General features: G+C 69.7%; 12 protein-coding genes. All 12 read left to right on the top strand.

Going from position 1 to position 15,307, the window contains the following annotated elements:
• Positions 1-26 precede the first annotated feature (26 nt).
• The 12 genes from CKCBHOJB_RS08350 (at position 27) to CKCBHOJB_RS08295 (ending at position 15,200) form a co-directional block, all read left to right on the top strand.
• Positions 27-683, top strand: coding sequence for a hypothetical protein (locus CKCBHOJB_RS08350; protein ID WP_281051508.1), 657 nt, complete (start codon positions 27-29; stop codon positions 681-683).
• Positions 684-771: 88 nt separating this feature from the next.
• A complete protein-coding gene (locus CKCBHOJB_RS08345; RefSeq protein WP_281051507.1) occupies positions 772-1,905 on the top strand; it encodes an outer membrane beta-barrel protein in 1,134 nt (377 codons plus the stop codon).
• Between the two features lie 26 nt (positions 1,906-1,931).
• Positions 1,932-2,507, top strand: coding sequence for a polysaccharide biosynthesis/export family protein (locus CKCBHOJB_RS08340; protein WP_281051506.1), 576 nt, complete (start codon positions 1,932-1,934; stop codon positions 2,505-2,507).
• A 26-nt stretch (positions 2,508-2,533) separates the two neighbouring features.
• Positions 2,534-4,804, top strand: a complete 2,271-nt coding sequence (locus CKCBHOJB_RS08335) for a polysaccharide biosynthesis tyrosine autokinase (RefSeq protein ID WP_281051505.1) — start codon at positions 2,534-2,536, stop codon at positions 4,802-4,804.
• A gap of 42 nt (positions 4,805-4,846) precedes the next feature.
• Positions 4,847-5,572, top strand: coding sequence for a CpsB/CapC family capsule biosynthesis tyrosine phosphatase (locus tag CKCBHOJB_RS08330; protein ID WP_281051504.1), 726 nt, complete (start codon positions 4,847-4,849; stop codon positions 5,570-5,572).
• Positions 5,569-6,252 carry a hypothetical protein gene (locus CKCBHOJB_RS08325; protein WP_281051503.1) on the top strand — a complete coding sequence of 228 codons (684 nt, stop codon included), beginning with the start codon at positions 5,569-5,571 and terminating at the stop codon, positions 6,250-6,252. The genes CKCBHOJB_RS08330 and CKCBHOJB_RS08325 overlap by 4 nt, the downstream gene beginning before the upstream one ends.
• 97 nt (positions 6,253-6,349) lie before the next feature.
• The gene (locus CKCBHOJB_RS08320) at positions 6,350-7,066 is read left to right on the top strand and encodes a response regulator transcription factor (RefSeq protein ID WP_281051502.1); all 717 of its coding nucleotides are present in this window, start codon (positions 6,350-6,352) and stop codon (positions 7,064-7,066) included.
• Positions 7,063-8,997 (top strand): ATP-binding protein, encoded by a 1,935-nt coding sequence (locus CKCBHOJB_RS08315; protein ID WP_281051501.1) that lies wholly within the window; start codon positions 7,063-7,065, stop codon positions 8,995-8,997. The genes CKCBHOJB_RS08320 and CKCBHOJB_RS08315 overlap by 4 nt, the downstream gene beginning before the upstream one ends.
• 220 nt (positions 8,998-9,217) lie before the next feature.
• Complete coding sequence (locus CKCBHOJB_RS08310) at positions 9,218-9,991, top strand: response regulator transcription factor (protein ID WP_281051500.1); 774 nt, start codon at positions 9,218-9,220, stop codon at positions 9,989-9,991.
• Positions 9,992-10,442: 451 nt separating this feature from the next.
• Complete coding sequence (locus CKCBHOJB_RS08305; protein ID WP_281051499.1) at positions 10,443-11,741, top strand: TolC family protein; 1,299 nt, start codon at positions 10,443-10,445, stop codon at positions 11,739-11,741.
• Positions 11,728-14,025, top strand: a complete 2,298-nt coding sequence (locus CKCBHOJB_RS08300; RefSeq protein WP_281051498.1) for a type I secretion system permease/ATPase — start codon at positions 11,728-11,730, stop codon at positions 14,023-14,025. The genes CKCBHOJB_RS08305 and CKCBHOJB_RS08300 overlap by 14 nt, the downstream gene beginning before the upstream one ends.
• Positions 14,022-15,200: an HlyD family type I secretion periplasmic adaptor subunit gene (locus tag CKCBHOJB_RS08295; protein ID WP_281051497.1), complete on the top strand. Its 1,179-nt coding sequence runs from the start codon at positions 14,022-14,024 to the stop codon at positions 15,198-15,200. Before CKCBHOJB_RS08300 ends, CKCBHOJB_RS08295 begins: the two co-directional genes overlap by 4 nt.
• The last annotated feature ends 107 nt before the right edge of the window (positions 15,201-15,307 follow it).

The following is a 15,307-nucleotide window of genomic DNA, read 5'->3' as shown; positions in this document are numbered from 1 at the left end:
TTTCCGTTACGGCACGGCGATACACGATGACCAACCTGAAACGCACCCTGCGTGCTTTGATTACCTGTTGCGTGCTTTCCGCGCTGCCCGTGCACGCCCAACAATCCCTGCCCGATGCCCTGGCTGCGGCCGGGGTCGTGCTGACGAGCGAGCAAGTCGCCCAGCTGGCGAGTGCCGATTCGCCCGAGGCCGTGGCGGGCTTGATTGCGCAGATCGCGCAGGAAAATGAAGGGCTGGCGGCCGCGATCGTGGCGGCCGCGGTTGCGGCGGCGCCCGAGGCGGCGGCCGCCGTAGTGGCCGCGGCGGTGGCGGCCGTGCCCAGCGCCGCAGCAGCGATCGTAAGCGCGGCGGTGACCGCAGCGCCCGAGGCCGCGGCGGTGATCGTGAGCGCGGCGGTGACCGCAGCGCCCGAGGCCGCGGCGGTGATCGTGAGCGCGGCGGTGACCGCAGCGCCCCAGGCCGCGGCGGCGATCGTGAGCGCGGCGGTGACCGCAGCGCCCCAGGCCGCGGCGGTGATCGTGAGCGCGGCGGTGACCGCAGCGCCCGAAGCGGCGGCGGCAGTTACCGCAGCGGCAAGCGCCGCGGTGGCAGCCGCCGAATCGGTCAGCGCCCCATCGACCCCCACCACCACCACCCCGTCCACCGATTCGGACAGTACCCGGCCCTCCAGCCCCAGCCAGTGAGCCCTGCCCAGTGATGATCAGAACGAATTCAACGCTTGTCGCCGCGGCCGTGCGGCCCGCCATGGCCTGCCTTGCGCTTGCGTGCGCGATGCCGCCCGCCCATGCGATCGACGCCGAGCCGATCCTGCGCCTGGACGGTGGCCTGACCCTGACGCCGACCGTGTCGCTGAGCAGCACCTACGACGACAACATCCGCGCACGCGACAGCGGCGAGGAGGCATCGTGGATCAGCTCGGTGCGGCCGGTGCTGGCTTTCGAGCTGCCTGGCGACAAGGTTAAGAGCCGCCTGAACTATTCGCTCGACCACAAGCGCTACCACGCCAGCAGTAGCGACAACAACACCGCGCACTTCGTGAATGCCGGCAGCGACATGAGCTTCAACGTGCGCAATCGCCTCGCGCTGCAGCTCGATTACAGCCGCACCGAGAACACCGCACCCGACCAGCAGCGCGTCGAGAACGACCGCCCCCGCCAGTTCGACGTGGGTGGCACCTACACCTATGGCGCGCAGAGCGCGACCGGGCAGATTCGCCTGACGGCGCGCGAGAGCCGCCTGCGCTACGACAACGACACGGTGGTCGATGGCGAGCGCCTCAATGCCGACCTGGAGCGCGATTCCCGCACCCTGGGGGCGGCCTTCCTTTACCGCGTGGCGCCGACCGTGCAGGCCGTGGCCGAGGTGCGCGACACGAGCCACAGCTACCTGACCGAGCGCAGCCGTGACGGCGACGGCCGCGACCTGCTGCTGGGTGCGGAATGGGACATCACCGCCAAGACCAGCGGCAGCCTGCGGGTGGGCCGGCAGCAACGGCGCTTCGACGACCCCGGGGTGGCGGACCGCAAGGGCACGACCTGGGCGCTCAACATGAGCTGGGCGCCGCTGACCTACAGCTCGTTCGTGTTCGCCCTGCGGCAGGCCATCGACGAAGGCAGCGACAACGCGGCGGCGATTCGCGCCCGCAGCAGCGCGATCGATTGGCGCCACAGCTGGACCAGCCGCATCGCCAGCACCCTGGGCTACCAGCATGCGCAACGCGATTACGTGGGCGCCGACACCGATCGCAGCGACACCACCGACACCTACCGCGCGGGCCTGAGCTACAGCCCGCGCCGTTGGCTGGATGTGGGCCTGAACTACGCCCACACGCGCAACGACTCGAACCGCAGCGATCAGCGCTACAGCCGCAACAGCGTCGGCCTGAGCCTGACGATGGGCTTTTGAGCGTGGGCCGGAGCTGGGTCGCGTTCATGTTCAGGGGCCTCGAGGACACGCGCTGGATGGCGACGAGATTTTTTGTGTTCGTGCTGGCGCTGGCCGCGGTGTTCGCGGGCAGCGCCGCGCACGCCACCGATGCGGCCGATCCGCAGTACCGCCTGGCGGCCGGCGACGAGATCCGGGTGACGGTGTTCGGCGAGCCTGACCTGACCGTCAACGAGGTGCGCCTGACCGAGGCGGGGATGTTCTCGTTTCCGTTTCTCGGCCTGTTGAAGGCCGAGGGGCTGACCGCGCCCGAGCTCGAACGCGTGATCGGCGACAAGCTGCGCGGAGACTACCTGGTGGATCCGCGGGTGACCGTTTCGGTTCTGAAGTACCGCGAGTTCTACATCAGCGGCGAGGTCTCGCGCACCGGCGCCTACCCCTACCAGTCGGGGCTGACGGTGCGGCGGGCGACCACGCTCGCGGGCGGGCTGACCGAGCGCGCCTCCGAGCGCCGCATCACCATCATCCGCGAAGGCGCGACGGGCCGCGAACCCGAGCGCGCCACCATGGACACCGAGGTCCGCCCCGGTGACACGATCTCCATTGGCCAGGGCTTCTTCTGAGCCGGGCCGCATTCAGAACTGTGAGCATGACCTCCGAAAGCAAGCCTCTGGCGCCGGCGCCAGCCTACCGATTCGCGAGCAAGCCCGATGACGACGGCGCCGGGCTCGACCTGCTGGGTGTGGGTCGAACGCTGTGGGCGCGCAAAGGCTCGATCCTCTTCCTGGTGCTGATCGTGAGCATGGCGGCGACGCTGTGGGCGCTGTCACTGACGCCGATCTACCGTGCGCAGGCCACCCTGCTGATCGAGCCGCGCGCCTCGCGGGTGATGTCGATCGAGCAGATCTATGGCGTGGAGGGTTCGGGCGGCGAGTTCCTGCAGACGCAGGTCGAGCTGCTGCAGTCGCGCGGGCTCGCCGAGCGCGTGGTGCGCGAGCTGGACCTGATCAACCACCCGGCGTTTCAGCCCGCGGCAGCGCCGGCATCGCGCTGGGCGCTGCCCTCGCCTGCGGCGATGATGGCCTGGGCGCGCGAGCGGCTCGACTTCTTGCCGCTGACCTTGCCGGAGGAGATCGCACCGGTCGAGACGCCGTCCGAGATCGACGCGATGGTGGCGCGGCGGGACGCGATTGCCCGTGCCCTGCAGGGGGCGATCCAGGTCGAGCGCCTGCGCGGCACGCAGGTGGTGGGCGTGGCGGTGGAGATGGCCGACGCGCGGCTGGCCGCGCGGGTGGCGAACGCGGTGACGCGCGGCTACATCGACAGCCAGCTCGAGGCGCGCATGGCGATGTCGATGTCGGCCACGAACTGGATGAACGAGCGCCTGGAGGAGCTGCGCGCGAGCTTGCGCCAGGCCGAGGACGCGCTGCAACGCTTTCGCGAGGGACAGGACCTGGTCGACGTGCAGGGCGTGGCCACCGTGGCCACCAGCGAGCTGTCGATGACCGGCACCCGGCTGAACGAGGCGCAGCGCAAGCGCGCGGAGATGGAGAACGAGTACCGCCAGATCCAGAGCGCGCGCGCGAGCGGCTTCGACGCGCTGCTGGCGGTGCCCACCCTGCTGTACAACCCGCTGGTGCAGCAGGCCGCCACCGCCGAATCCAAAGCGCGCGCGAAGGTCGATGAGCTGGCCCAGCGCTACGGCCCGCGCCACCCGACCATGGAGGCGGCGGCCGGCGAGCTCGAGCGCACGCGCGCCAGCCTTCGCGAGCAGGTGAATCAGGTGGTGGCGGGCATCGAGCGCAATTACCAGCTCGCGCTGGCCAACGAACGCGCCCTGTCGTCGGCCTTCAATGCGACCAAGTCCGAGATCCAGGACATCTCGCGCAAGGAGTTCCGCCTGCGCGAGTTGCAGCGCGAGGTGGACGCCAACCGCGCGCTGTACGACACCTTCCTCGGCCGCCTCAAGGAAACCAACGCCACCTCCGACCTCGAGCCCGCCAACGCGCGCATCGTGGACCAGGCGGTGGTGCCCGAGACCCCGGTGCGCCCGCGCAAGAGCACCATCGTCGGTGGCGCGGCGCTGCTGGCGCTGGCGCTGGGGATCGGCCTGGCCCTGCTGCTGGAGAAGCTGAACAACACCTTCAAGAGCACGGAGGACGTCGAGAACGCGCTGAACCTGCCGGTGCTGGGCATCCTGCCGCGGGTGAAGACGCGCGACCGCAGCGAGTCGCTGGCGCTGTTCGCCTCGCCCAAGCACAAGAGCTTTGCCGAGTCGGTGCGGACGGTGCGAACCGGCCTGTTGCTGGCCTTGCGCGAGCGCAAGCACGTGCGGGTGGTGGTGACCTCGGCCGTGCCCGGCGAGGGCAAGACGACCGCCGCGGCGAACCTGGCCCTGGCGCTGGGCCAGCTCGGGCGCGTGCTGCTGGTGGAGGCCGACATGCGACGCCCGACCATGGCGCGTGCCTTTGGGCTGCCGCCGGGCTCCCCCGGGCTGGCCAACCTGCTGGCCGACACCGCGACGACCAAGGACGCGCTGCACCATCTCGACGGCTTCGATCTGATTCCCGCAGGGACGGTCCCGCCCGACCCGCTCAAGCTGATCGCGACCCCGCTGTTCGAAGAGCTGATCACCCTGCTGACCAAGGGCTACGACTACGTGATCATCGACACGCCGCCGACGCAGGCGGTGAGCGACGCGGTGGTGCTGGCGAGCGCGGCCGATGCGGTGATCTACGTCGTGAAGTCTGACAACACCCCGATTCCGGTGGTGGCCAAGGGGGTCGGCCAGTTGCTGCAGAACCATGCGGTGCTGTCGGGCGTGGTCCTGAACCAGGTGGATGTGGCCCGCGCCCAACGCTACGGCTACCGCTATGGCGGCTACTACGACTACTACGGCTACCACGGGAGCAAGAGCTGAAGCGCCACGCAGTCGTGACGCGCTGAACAAGGCTTCGACGCCATGTACGACGTACATTGCCACCTGCTGCCGGGCCTGGACGACGGCGCCGCCGACCTCGAAGAGGGGCTCGCGCTCGCCCGGCTGGCGGTGGCCGACGGGATCACCCACGCGGTGTGCACGCCGCACATCCACCCCGGCCGCCACGACAACACCGCGGCCGGCATCCGCGCGGCCTGCGACGCGTTTCGCGCGGCCCTGGCGGCACAGGGCATCGCCTTGCGCGTGGCCGCGGCCGCGGAGGTGCGGGCCTCGCTCGAGTGCCTCGCGGATCTGCAGGCGGGCGCCCTGCCCTTCGTCGGCCAGCTCGAAGGCCGGCCGGTGCTGCTGCTGGAGTTTCCGCATGGCGAGCTGCCCTACGGCGCCGAACGCATCACCGAGCACATCCTGGCGCAAGGCGTGCTGCCGCTGATCGCCCACCCCGAGCGCAACAAGACGATGATTCGCGACCCGCGCCGGATCCTGCCCTTCGTGCGTCAGGGTTGCCTGCTGCAGCTGACCGCGGGCGCGCTCATCGGCCGCTTCGGCGGCGCGTGCAGCGCGCTGAGCCAGGCGTGGATCGACGACGGGCGCGTCTTCGTCGTCGCCAGCGATGCGCACAACCTCGACCATCGCCCGCCGCTGCTGTCGGCGGCGCGCGCGTACCTGGTCCAAGGCTATGGCGTGGAGGCTGCCGACAGGCTGCTGGTGGACAACCCGGCGCTGCTGACGCGCGCGCTGTTCGCGTGAGCCGCGCGCTGGGCAGGCGGTGCGTCGGCGCCGCGCTGGTGTTGGCGGGGCTCGCGCTGGCCTACCTGGCCGCGCGCATGGTGCTGGCCGGCTTCGCGTACCAGCAGGCGGGGGTGCTGCTGGCGGACTGGGAAAAAAAGGGCGTGCCGCCCCACCCGCGGGCGGCGCAGTTGGCAACGCAGTCTGCGCGGCGTGCGGTCGATCTGGCGGTGAGCCCGAATGGCCGTTACGTCGAGCGCTTGGGCGTGGTCTTGCAATGGCAGCACTTTCAGGCGCCGTTTGGCGCAGCCCACGTGGCGCCGATCCGGCGCGAGGCGCGCGCGGCGTTTCGACAGGCCACGGTGTTGCGGCCGCAGTGGCCGGACGCATGGCTGAGCCTGGCGTACAGCAAACTTTACCTGCTGGAGCTGGATGCGGAGTTCGCGGCGGCGCTCGCGCGCGCTGCGGCGTTGGGCCCGTGGCGTGCGCATGTCAATGCGGGGGTGGCGGAGGTTGGCCTGCTGGCGTGGCCGAGCCTGGACGCCGATGGCCGCGAACTTACGCTGCGTGCGGCAAGGCGCGCGCTGGAGCAGTCGGCCTGGGCGCGCAAGAAGGTGCGTACCGCCGCGCACCATGCGCGCAAGTTGGAAATGCTGTGCGGCGACGCGGCGATGCGCCCTTACCTCGACTGCGGACGCTGATTCTTTACCGTTATGACATGCGTGACGGTCAATTCACGACAAATCGCCTCGCTATGCCTTACCGCTGTCGCCAGCATCGTCTGGACGGAAAACCGCTATGAAGATCGTCGTCTTGGAGGACTATGTCGACCTGCTGCAGGAGCTGGTGTTCATGCTCCAGCACGCAGGCCACGAGGTCAGGGGGGCGAGGTGCATCGCCGAACTGGAAGGCGTGCTCGAAGGCTTCCAGCCCGACGTGCTCTTGCTCGACGCGGATCTACCCGACGGCGATGGCCTGGCGCTCGCCGCGCAGTTGAGCGCGGCCTCGGCATTGGGGATCGTGATGCTGTCGGGAAAGGGCTCGGCCGAGCACCGGGTACGGGCACTGAACTGCGGCATCGACCATTACCTGACCAAGCCCACCGGGCGCGACGAGCTCCTGGCGGTGCTCGAGCGCCTTTACCGGCGGATCGAGCCACGGGTCGCGCCCGCCGCAGCCGCAGTCGCGTTCGCGGGCTGGACGCTGGACCTGTCGCGGCAAGCCCTGCTGGATCCCAGCGGCACGCAGCTGCGGTTGACTCCCGGCGAGCTCGTCCTGCTCGAACCCTTGATGCGCGCGGCGGGGCGGCCGGTGGAGCGGACAAGCCTGATCGCCGCGCTTGGCGAGGACGCCGGCGACTACGACCATCGTCGCCTCGAAGTGCGCATCAGTCGCTTGCGCAGCAAGCTGCGCGCCGCATCGGGTGAGCCCGTGCCGCTACGCGCGCAGTGGGGCGCCGGCTACGTGTTCACGGCCACCTGCCGCGTGCTCGCCGCGCCCTCCGCCGCACCATGATCACCCGCGCCATCGGCCTGCGCCTCGGCCACTGGGTGAGCTGCGTCTGCCGCTGCTGCGCGGCGCTGATCGCCGCTGCGGCGATCCACCCTGCCATCGCCGGACACCCGCCCGCGAGCGACAGCCCGCGCCTGCTCGACCTCGCGGTGCTCGAAGACCCCGCCGGCACGCTGACCCCGGGCGCGGCCGCGGCGCACGAGGGCTGGCGCCCGAGCCCGAAGGGACTGAGCGCCGGCTACAGCGATTCGGTGTGGTGGCTGCGCTTCGCGGTGGCGCAGGCCGCGCCGGGGCACCCGCACGTGGTGCTGCGGCTGAAGCCGCACTTCGTGGACGAGCTGCGTCTGTACCGCGTCACCGACGGCCCCGACGCGAGCTGGCCGGTGGAGGTGGCGGGCGATAGCCTGCCAGCGCGCGCGCGCCCGCTAGCCGGGCTGGCGCCGGCCTTCCTGCTCGACGACGGCCAGATGCCCGTCCAGCACTATCTGCTGCGCCTGCAAACCACCAGTGCGGCCACGCTGGCGCTGGCGCTGATGGACGAGCACGACTACCTGCATGTGCTGGAGCGCGAGGCCTGGCTGACCGGCGTGGATCTGGGCTTGCAGGCGGTGCTTTTGCTGCTGCTGGCGGTGCAGTGGTGGGCGACGCGCAGCCGGCTGGCCGGGTTCGTGCTGCTGGCGGTGGCGGCGCACTTTGTCTGGCGCAACAACGTCAACGGGCTGATGGCGGCGACGCTGTGGGCCGACTGGCCGTGGATGGCCGACCTGGGGGTGAAGCTGGGCGTGTACCTGTCGAGCGCGGCGGTGGTGGCGGTGGTGTATGCGCTGCGCGACGCGTTGGGGCTGCCGCGGGCGCTGCGGGCGCTGCTGGTGGGCTTCATGCTGCTGTCGGTGGCGGCAATGGCGCTGGCGCTGGGCGGGGTGTTTACCGCGGTGGTGCGCCTCTACCTGCCGCTGGGGCTGGCGCTGTACGTCTTCCTGCTGGTGGTGCTGGCGCGCAACCGCAGCCTGCCGCCGCGCCGGCGCCGGCTGGCGCTGGCCGGCTTCGGGGTGTATGCCGCGGTGGCCGCGGCGACGGTGGCCAGCCTGGTGGTGCCGGGCATCTCGCCCGCCCGCACCGCGGCCCTGATGTACATCAGCACCCTGGCCTATGTGGGCACGCTCGCCGGCGCCCACGCCCTGCTGCGCCGCCAGCAGACCGAGGCCGAGGCCGAGCTGCGGGCCGACCTGCGCGCGCGCATGGCCGAGCTGGGCGCCCGCGAGCAGGCCGCGCGCGAGCAGGGCGACCTGCTGCGCATGCTGGCACACGAGCTCAAGACGCCTCTGGCGGTGACCCGCATGGCCACCGACGCCTTGCGCACGTTGCTGCCGGCCACGCCGCCACCGGTGGCGCAACGCCTGACGCGCATCGACAGCGCCGCCGTCAACATGAACGCGCTGGTGGAAAAGTGCCTGCTGCTCGAGCGCGTGGAGGGTTTCTCGCGCCTGCAGCGCCAGCGCTGCCACCTGGGCGAACTGGTGAGCGACGTGGTGGCCGACTGCCGCGCGCCCGAGCGCGTGCACACCGACATCGCGCCGGCGCAGTGGCCCGAGGTGTGGGTGGATTGCGACCCCGACCTGCTGCGCATCGCGGTGGCCAACCTGCTGGATAACGCCTTGAAGTACGCGCCGCCCGACACCCCGGTGGCGGTGCGCACCCGCGCCGGCGACGACATGGTGCACATCGAGGTGCACAACGAAGGCCCGCCCGTGCCAGCCGAAGACCTCGCCCGCCTCTTCGACCGCTTCTGGCGCGCCCGCGAGAGCGAGGGGATTCCCGGCGTTGGGCTGGGGCTGTACCTGGTGCGCATGATCATGCGGCTGCACGGCGGCGACGCCATGGCGCGCTCGGCGGCGGGCGAAGGGACGACGGTGGGGGTGAGGCTGCGGGGGTGAGGCTGCGGGGGGGGTGAGCGGCAGCCGCGCCCCCCCGTCGCGAGCGGCACAATATCACCGGCGGTGCCGACGATCCGCGCCCTGCCCTTGTCGCGATCCGCGCGCTTGTACGCGGCTGCACCGGGTGGTAATGTTCCCATTGAATACACATATCAAAGACTTACAAATACCATCCAAGAACGCCTCGCCCACGGCATGGATGCGCTACCGGGGGCTCGCCATGAAAATCATCGTCGTCGAAGACAACGTCGATCTGCTGCAGGAGATGATGTTCATGCTGCAGCATTACGGGCACTCGGTACGCGGGGCGACCTGTGGCGAAGATCTCGACCGGCAGATTGCCGACGCGCGGCCCGACATGGTGGTGCTGGACGTGGGGCTGCCGGGGGAGGACGGCTTCGCGATCGCCGAGCGCCTGCACCGGTTGCAGCCGGCGCCGGGCGTGGTGATGCTGACAGCGCGCGCCTCGGTGGAGGACCGCGTCCAAGGGCTGAGGTTTGGTGCAGATCATTACCTGGTGAAGCCGGTTGACCGGCGCGAGCTGCTGGCTGTGCTGGACCGGGTGCATCTGCGCGTGCGAGGCGGCGACGCGCGCGCAGTTGTCGAGGCGGACCCGGTTGCAAGCGTGCGCGACGACGCGAACGCGCGCGAGCAGCGCGATACCGCACGCCCCGCGGCAGCGGCCCTGAGCTGGGCGCTCGATGGCGCGCAGTTGCGGATCGCCAGCCCACTGGGAGAAACGGTCGAACTGAGTGCCCGCGAGCACCAGTTGCTGCTCGCACTGGTGCGCGCGGGCGGCCGTCCGGTGGCCCGCAGTGTGCTGCTAAAGGCCCTTGGCCGCGGGGATGGCGAGGCCGATGAACGCGCGCTGGAGGTGAAGGTGAGCCGCCTGCGCAAGAAGCTGCGCGACATCAATGCCGGCGAAGCCCCGCTGCGCGCGGAATGGGGCGCCGGCTACGTGTTTGCCGAGCGCTGCCGGGTGATCACACGCTAAGCCAGGTTCGCGGTCGATGGCCCCCGATGGCTGTGGATTGAGTACCACACCAACCGCCTCTGCAGGCTGAGCCCGATGTCGAAAAATCTTTCGATGAGGCGGATGTTCTCAGCGTGAGCAAGGTGCTGTGTGCTGGCGACGTAAGCACGAAACGCCTTGTCACGCGATCGACCTCGAGCTCGATCTTTCACTCACCTTTGGCAACGAACGATGACTGCGTTGGGATTGCTGGCGCCCGGTCCGGTGGTGGAACGCGGCGGGGAGCGCGACACAAGGCATCTGTCGTATAAATACCCCAATCCGTAGTTTCAGGCCTCAAAGGTAATTACTATCCGAAGTAAAGGATGCGGGATATTATCTGCGCCTAAATTTACGTTACCTTTTGTGGCGCGCCCGCACCCGGCCCTCCGACCCGCGGTCGCGCCCTGCTTGCCTGAGAAAGGAGTTCACCGTGCGCCAGTTTCGAACTGCATCCAGCCCGTCCAAGCCCCGGCTCCGCCCGCTGGGAATCTTGCTGACCATTGGCGCCCTGTTCCTGCCCAGCGCGGGCATGACCGCAGACCTGACACTCGAGGAGGCCCTCGTTACCGCGGTGACGGGCCATCCGTCCGTCGCCGCACGGCAGAGCGAGCGTGAGGCCGCCGGGGCGCGGCTCGAGGGGGCGGAATGGGGACGTTTCCCGTCTCTGTCCGCCCAGCACGGCACGGATCAGTCCGGTCGCCGATTCACCACCGCGCGCGTCGAACAACCGCTGTGGACGGGCGGGGTGATCACTGGCCAGATCGATGGCGCCCAGGCCGGGGTGCGCGGAGCCGACGCCTCGGTGGTGGAGTCGCAGCAGGAGATCATGACCCGTGTGGTCGCCGCCTTCAGCGAGCTGGGCCGGGTGCGCGCGCGTCAGGTTGCGGCGCAATCGAACGTGAAGGAACACGAACGGCTCGCCGCCCTGATCGCACGCCGCGTGAGCAGTGAAGTGAGCCCCGCGAGCGATGGCGTGCTGGCGCAGGCCCGACTGTCGCAGGCGCGCGCCGAGCTGACCCAGCTCGAGGCCCTGGAAGCGCGCGCAAGATCGACGCTCGCCCAGGCCATCTCGCGCGACGTCGACGGCATCGAGCTGCCCGGGCAGCGAATGCTGGGCTACCCCTCGCTCAGCATTGCCACCGACGCCGCGCTCGACTTCTCGCCGGCCCTGCGGCGCCTGACGGCAGAGGAAGAGGCCGCGGCTGCCGAGGTCACCGTGCGGCGCGGCAACACGCGCCCCAAGGTGGTGGCGCGCTACGACCGCACCTTTGGCAACCAGAGCCTGGAAGGCGACCAGTTCTTCGTGGCGGTGGAGTACCAGACCGGCGCTGGCCTCTCGAGCCTCAGCTCGGTCCGTGAGGCGGAGGCGCGGAAGAACGCCACGCGCCTCGCGCGCGAGGCGGCACGCCGCGACCTGGTGGACGGGGTCGCATCCGACTGGGCAGACATGGAGACGCTCGGACGGCAAACCCGAGACCTGCGGGCGCAGGTGGACTCGACCACCGCCGTGTTCGACTCGTTCGTGCGCCAGTACGCGGTAGGCCGCAAGAGCTGGATCGACGTGCTGAACGCCCAGCGCGAAGCCGCGCAGGCCCGCTACGCGCTGGCCGATGCCGAGTGGGGCGCCTTGCGCGCCACCCTGCGCCTGCAGCTCGCCACCGGTGAGCTGCAGGCCGTCACCCTGCTCGACCGCAGCGCCCAGGCACAGGCAGAAAATGCAAGCAACTAAGCAGCCTTCTCCCGCATCGGAAGGCGACGCTCTGGCGATCGCGCTGTCGCGCCTGGCCTCGCTGCAGGGCCACGCGGTTCCCTGGCACCGGTTCTCGATGATGTCCGAGACCGCCGACGGCACGCCGCTCGGCGACCTGCCGCCCGCGCGTCGCGCCCAGGAGTTGTGGCGTGCGCGTTTCCCTGCCGGCGAGATCCGCGAGCAGGCCCTGCCGCTGAACCCCGGCGATGCACCGGCGCTGTGGATCGGCGACCGCGCCCCACATTCGGACGGTGCGGACCACGGCCCCGCGCTGCTGATCGTGCGCGGCGCGCTGTCGAGCGGCGCCCTGAGCTGCACCGACATCGACGGCAGCGTGTGCGAGCTGGCGGCGGAGGCCGTGCGCAAGGGGCTGTTGCTGGTGCTGCGTGCCGACGAACCCGCCGACGAAGCCCCCGCCAGCGCACGCGCCGAATCCGCCCCCAAGGGCCGCAGCGCGGCACAGTGGTTCCGCCACGCCATCTACAAGCGCAAGCGCGTGTTCTTCGAAGGCGCGATGGCCACACTGACGGTCAACGTGATCGGGCTGACAACGTCCTTCTACACCATGCAGGTGTACGACCGCGTGGTACCCACCCAGGGCTACTCCACCTTATGGGTGCTGAGCTTTGGCGTGGTGATGGCGATCGCGATCGAGCTAACAATGCGCCAGGTCCGCAACCGCCTCGTCGATCGCGGCTGCAAGGCCATCGACGAGGAGCTGTCGAGCGTGTTCTTCGGCCACGCGCTGGCGATCCGCATGGACCGGCGCCCGCGCACGGTAGGCACGTTTGCGTCGCAGATCCGGCACTTCGAGTCGGTGCGCAACTTCATGACCGCATCCACGCTGTTCGTGCTGGCCGACGCGCCCTTCGCCATCCTGTTCATCGTCGTGATCTGGCTGATCGCCGGGCCGGTGGCGATCGTGCCGGCGATCTTCTTCCCTGCGGCGGTGCTGGCCGGCCTCGCATTCAGCGGACGGCTCGCGCGCCTGACCGAAGCGCACATGGAGGAGTCGAACCGCAAGAACGGCCTGCTGATCGAGGCGGTGGATGGCATCGAGTCGGTGAAGGCGGCGTCGGCCGAATGGAAGATGCTCGACCGCTGGCGCACGCTCACCAACACCCTGGCGCGCGACGAGGTGGCGATGAAGGACATCACCACGCTGTCGGCCAACCTCACCCAGACCTTGCAGCAGTTGAGCTACGTCGGCCTGGTGTGCGCCGGCGCCTTCGCCATCGGCAACGGCGACCTCACCGTGGGCGGCCTGATCGCTTGCACCATCATCAGCGGCCGTGCGCTGGGGCCGATCGCTCAGGTGTCCGGCCTGATCGTGCAGTGGCAGCACGCGCGCGTCGCGCTGAAGGCGCTCGACGGCATCATGGCGATGCCGGCCGACACCGAGCCCGGCGAGCGCCGCGTGGTGCCCGACCACTGCCAGGGCCGCGTGCGCATGGAGGCCCTGCGCTTCGGCTACACCCAGGACGCGCCGGCACTGGCCGTGGATGCGCTGCGTGTGCAACCGGGCGAGCGGGTGGCCGTGCTGGGCGCGGTGGGCTCGGGCAAGAGCACGCTCATCAAGGTGCTGTCGGGCCTATTCCGCCCCACCGAGGGCCGCGTGTTTCTCGACGACGTCGACATGGCACACCTCGCACCCGAGTTCATCCGCGAGCACGTGGGCTATCTGCCGCAGGACGTGCGCCTGTTTCAGGGCACGCTGCGCGAGAATCTGGCGCTGGGCCTGCCCTCCCCCACCGACGAGCAGATCCTCGACGCCGCACGCCTCACCGGGCTGGACCGCCTGATCGCCGGCCACCCCAAGGGCCTGGGCATCGAGATCAGCGAGGGGGGGCGCGGCCTGTCGGGCGGCCAGCGCCAGCTCGTGGGCATCACCCGCCTGGTGCTTGCGCGCCCGCGCGTGATGCTGCTCGACGAGCCCACCGCGTCGATGGACCCGCAGCTCGAGGACCACGTGGCCGAACGCGTCTTCGGCCACCGTCCGCAGGACACCACCCTGGTCGTCGTCACCCACAAGATGGGCATGCTGCGCCACTTCAGCCGCATCGTCGTCCTCGAGCGCGGCCGCATCGTCGCCGACGGACCGCGCGACGACATCCTGCGTCGCATGCGTGAAGGCGCCCAGCACGCCCAAGCCCAGGCACAGGCACAAGCGCAGCACGGACCGCAGGTTCGGCACATGCGGCCCGGAACGCCGGCCGCGCCGCAGCCTGTGCAAACTCAACCTACTGCCGCAGTCAATTCATGAGCCGCCCCGTACCTCGCCAGCGCCACTCCTTCGAATCAACCGGCGGCCTGCGCCTGAGCGTCTGGGGTAGCGTCATTGCGCTCGGGCTGTTCGGGGCCTGGGCCCATGTTGCCGAGATCGACCAGATCACCCGCGGCCAGGGCCAGATCATCGCCAGCTCGCGCACGCAGATCATCCAGGCCCCCGACGGCGGCGTCCTCGAAGAGCTGCTGGTGCGCGAAGGCGACGAGGTCGAGCGCGGCCAGCTGCTGGCGCGCCTCGAGCGCACCAAGGCGGAAGCCGCCTATCGGGAGACCGAGGCCAAGGTCGGCGCGCTCAGCGCCACGCTGGCCCGCGTACGCGCAGAAATTTTTGGTGGCGCCCCGAACTTCGGCCCGGAAACGGGCGCCTTTCCCGAGTTCCGCCAGAACCAGACCGCCCTGCTGCGCAAACGCCGCGACGCCATCGAGCAGGAAATCGCCGCCATGGATCGCATGCGCAACCTCGCCGTGCGCGAGCTGCGCATGACCGAGCCGCTGCTCGCCACCGGCGACGTCAGTATGGCCGAGGTGCTGCGCCTGCAGCGGCAGGTGGCCGACATCGAAGGGCAGATGACCAACCGGCGCAACAAGTATCTCCAGGAGTGCCAGATGGAGATGAACAAGGCCGAGGAAGAGCTCGCCGGTGCCGTGCAGATGCTGGTACAGCGTCGCGACCAGCTCGCCAACACCGCGCTCAAGGCGCCGGTCAAGGGGACGGTGAAGAACGTGCGCGTGACCACCCGTGGCGGCGTGCTGCGCCCGGGCGACGAGCTGATGCAGATCGTACCCATCGACGACGCACTGGTGGTCGAAGCCAGAGTCAAGCCCGCCGATGTGGCCTTCCTGAAGCCTGGGCTGGACGTCGCGGTAAAGATCGATGCGTACGACTACACCATCTACGGCAGCCTCGACGGCAAGCTGTCCTACATCAGCGCCGACACCCTCAACGAGGACGTCAAGCAGAACGAACAGCCTTACTACCGGGTGCAAGTCGTCACCGAGTCGCCCCGCTTTACCAAGCGCGCCGCGGACAACCTGCAGCTGCAGCCCGGCATGACCGCGACCATCGAGGTCAAGACCGGCCAGAACACGGTGTTGAACTACATCCTCAAGCCGGTGGTGAAGACCTTGAGCGAGTCGATGGGCGAACGGTGACCGACAAGTAATCACACAATCTCACAAAACCTCAAAGCATATTTACCTAGTTTCTTCACAGAGCTGGATTATCCATTTGTCGCACTTGCACCGTATTCGGTTCAGCG

Origin of the sequence: Thauera sp. GDN1 (assembly GCF_029223545.1) — a bacterium.
Classification (GTDB): Bacteria; Pseudomonadota; Gammaproteobacteria; order Burkholderiales; family Rhodocyclaceae; genus Thauera.
The sequence above is the reverse complement of the archived record's forward strand: the minus strand, read 5'-3'. Positions and strand labels throughout refer to the sequence as shown.

Bases quoted from the DNA above. Each gene is read 5' to 3' on its own strand.
- CKCBHOJB_RS08295 (WP_281051497.1), top strand. From the start codon at position 14,022: ATGAGCCGCCCCGTACCTCGCCAGCGCCACTCCTTCGAATCAACCGGC.
- CKCBHOJB_RS08340 (WP_281051506.1), top strand. From the start codon at position 1,932: ATGTTCAGGGGCCTCGAGGACACGCGCTGGATGGCGACGAGATTTTTT.
- CKCBHOJB_RS08315 (WP_281051501.1), top strand. From the start codon at position 7,063: ATGATCACCCGCGCCATCGGCCTGCGCCTCGGCCACTGGGTGAGCTGC.
- CKCBHOJB_RS08345 (WP_281051507.1), top strand. From the start codon at position 772: ATGCCGCCCGCCCATGCGATCGACGCCGAGCCGATCCTGCGCCTGGAC.
- CKCBHOJB_RS08320 (WP_281051502.1), top strand. From the start codon at position 6,350: ATGAAGATCGTCGTCTTGGAGGACTATGTCGACCTGCTGCAGGAGCTG.
- CKCBHOJB_RS08335 (WP_281051505.1), top strand. From the start codon at position 2,534: ATGACCTCCGAAAGCAAGCCTCTGGCGCCGGCGCCAGCCTACCGATTC.
- CKCBHOJB_RS08330 (WP_281051504.1), top strand. From the start codon at position 4,847: ATGTACGACGTACATTGCCACCTGCTGCCGGGCCTGGACGACGGCGCC.
- CKCBHOJB_RS08350 (WP_281051508.1), top strand. From the start codon at position 27: ATGACCAACCTGAAACGCACCCTGCGTGCTTTGATTACCTGTTGCGTG.
- CKCBHOJB_RS08310 (WP_281051500.1), top strand. From the start codon at position 9,218: ATGAAAATCATCGTCGTCGAAGACAACGTCGATCTGCTGCAGGAGATG.
- CKCBHOJB_RS08300 (WP_281051498.1), top strand. From the start codon at position 11,728: ATGCAAGCAACTAAGCAGCCTTCTCCCGCATCGGAAGGCGACGCTCTG.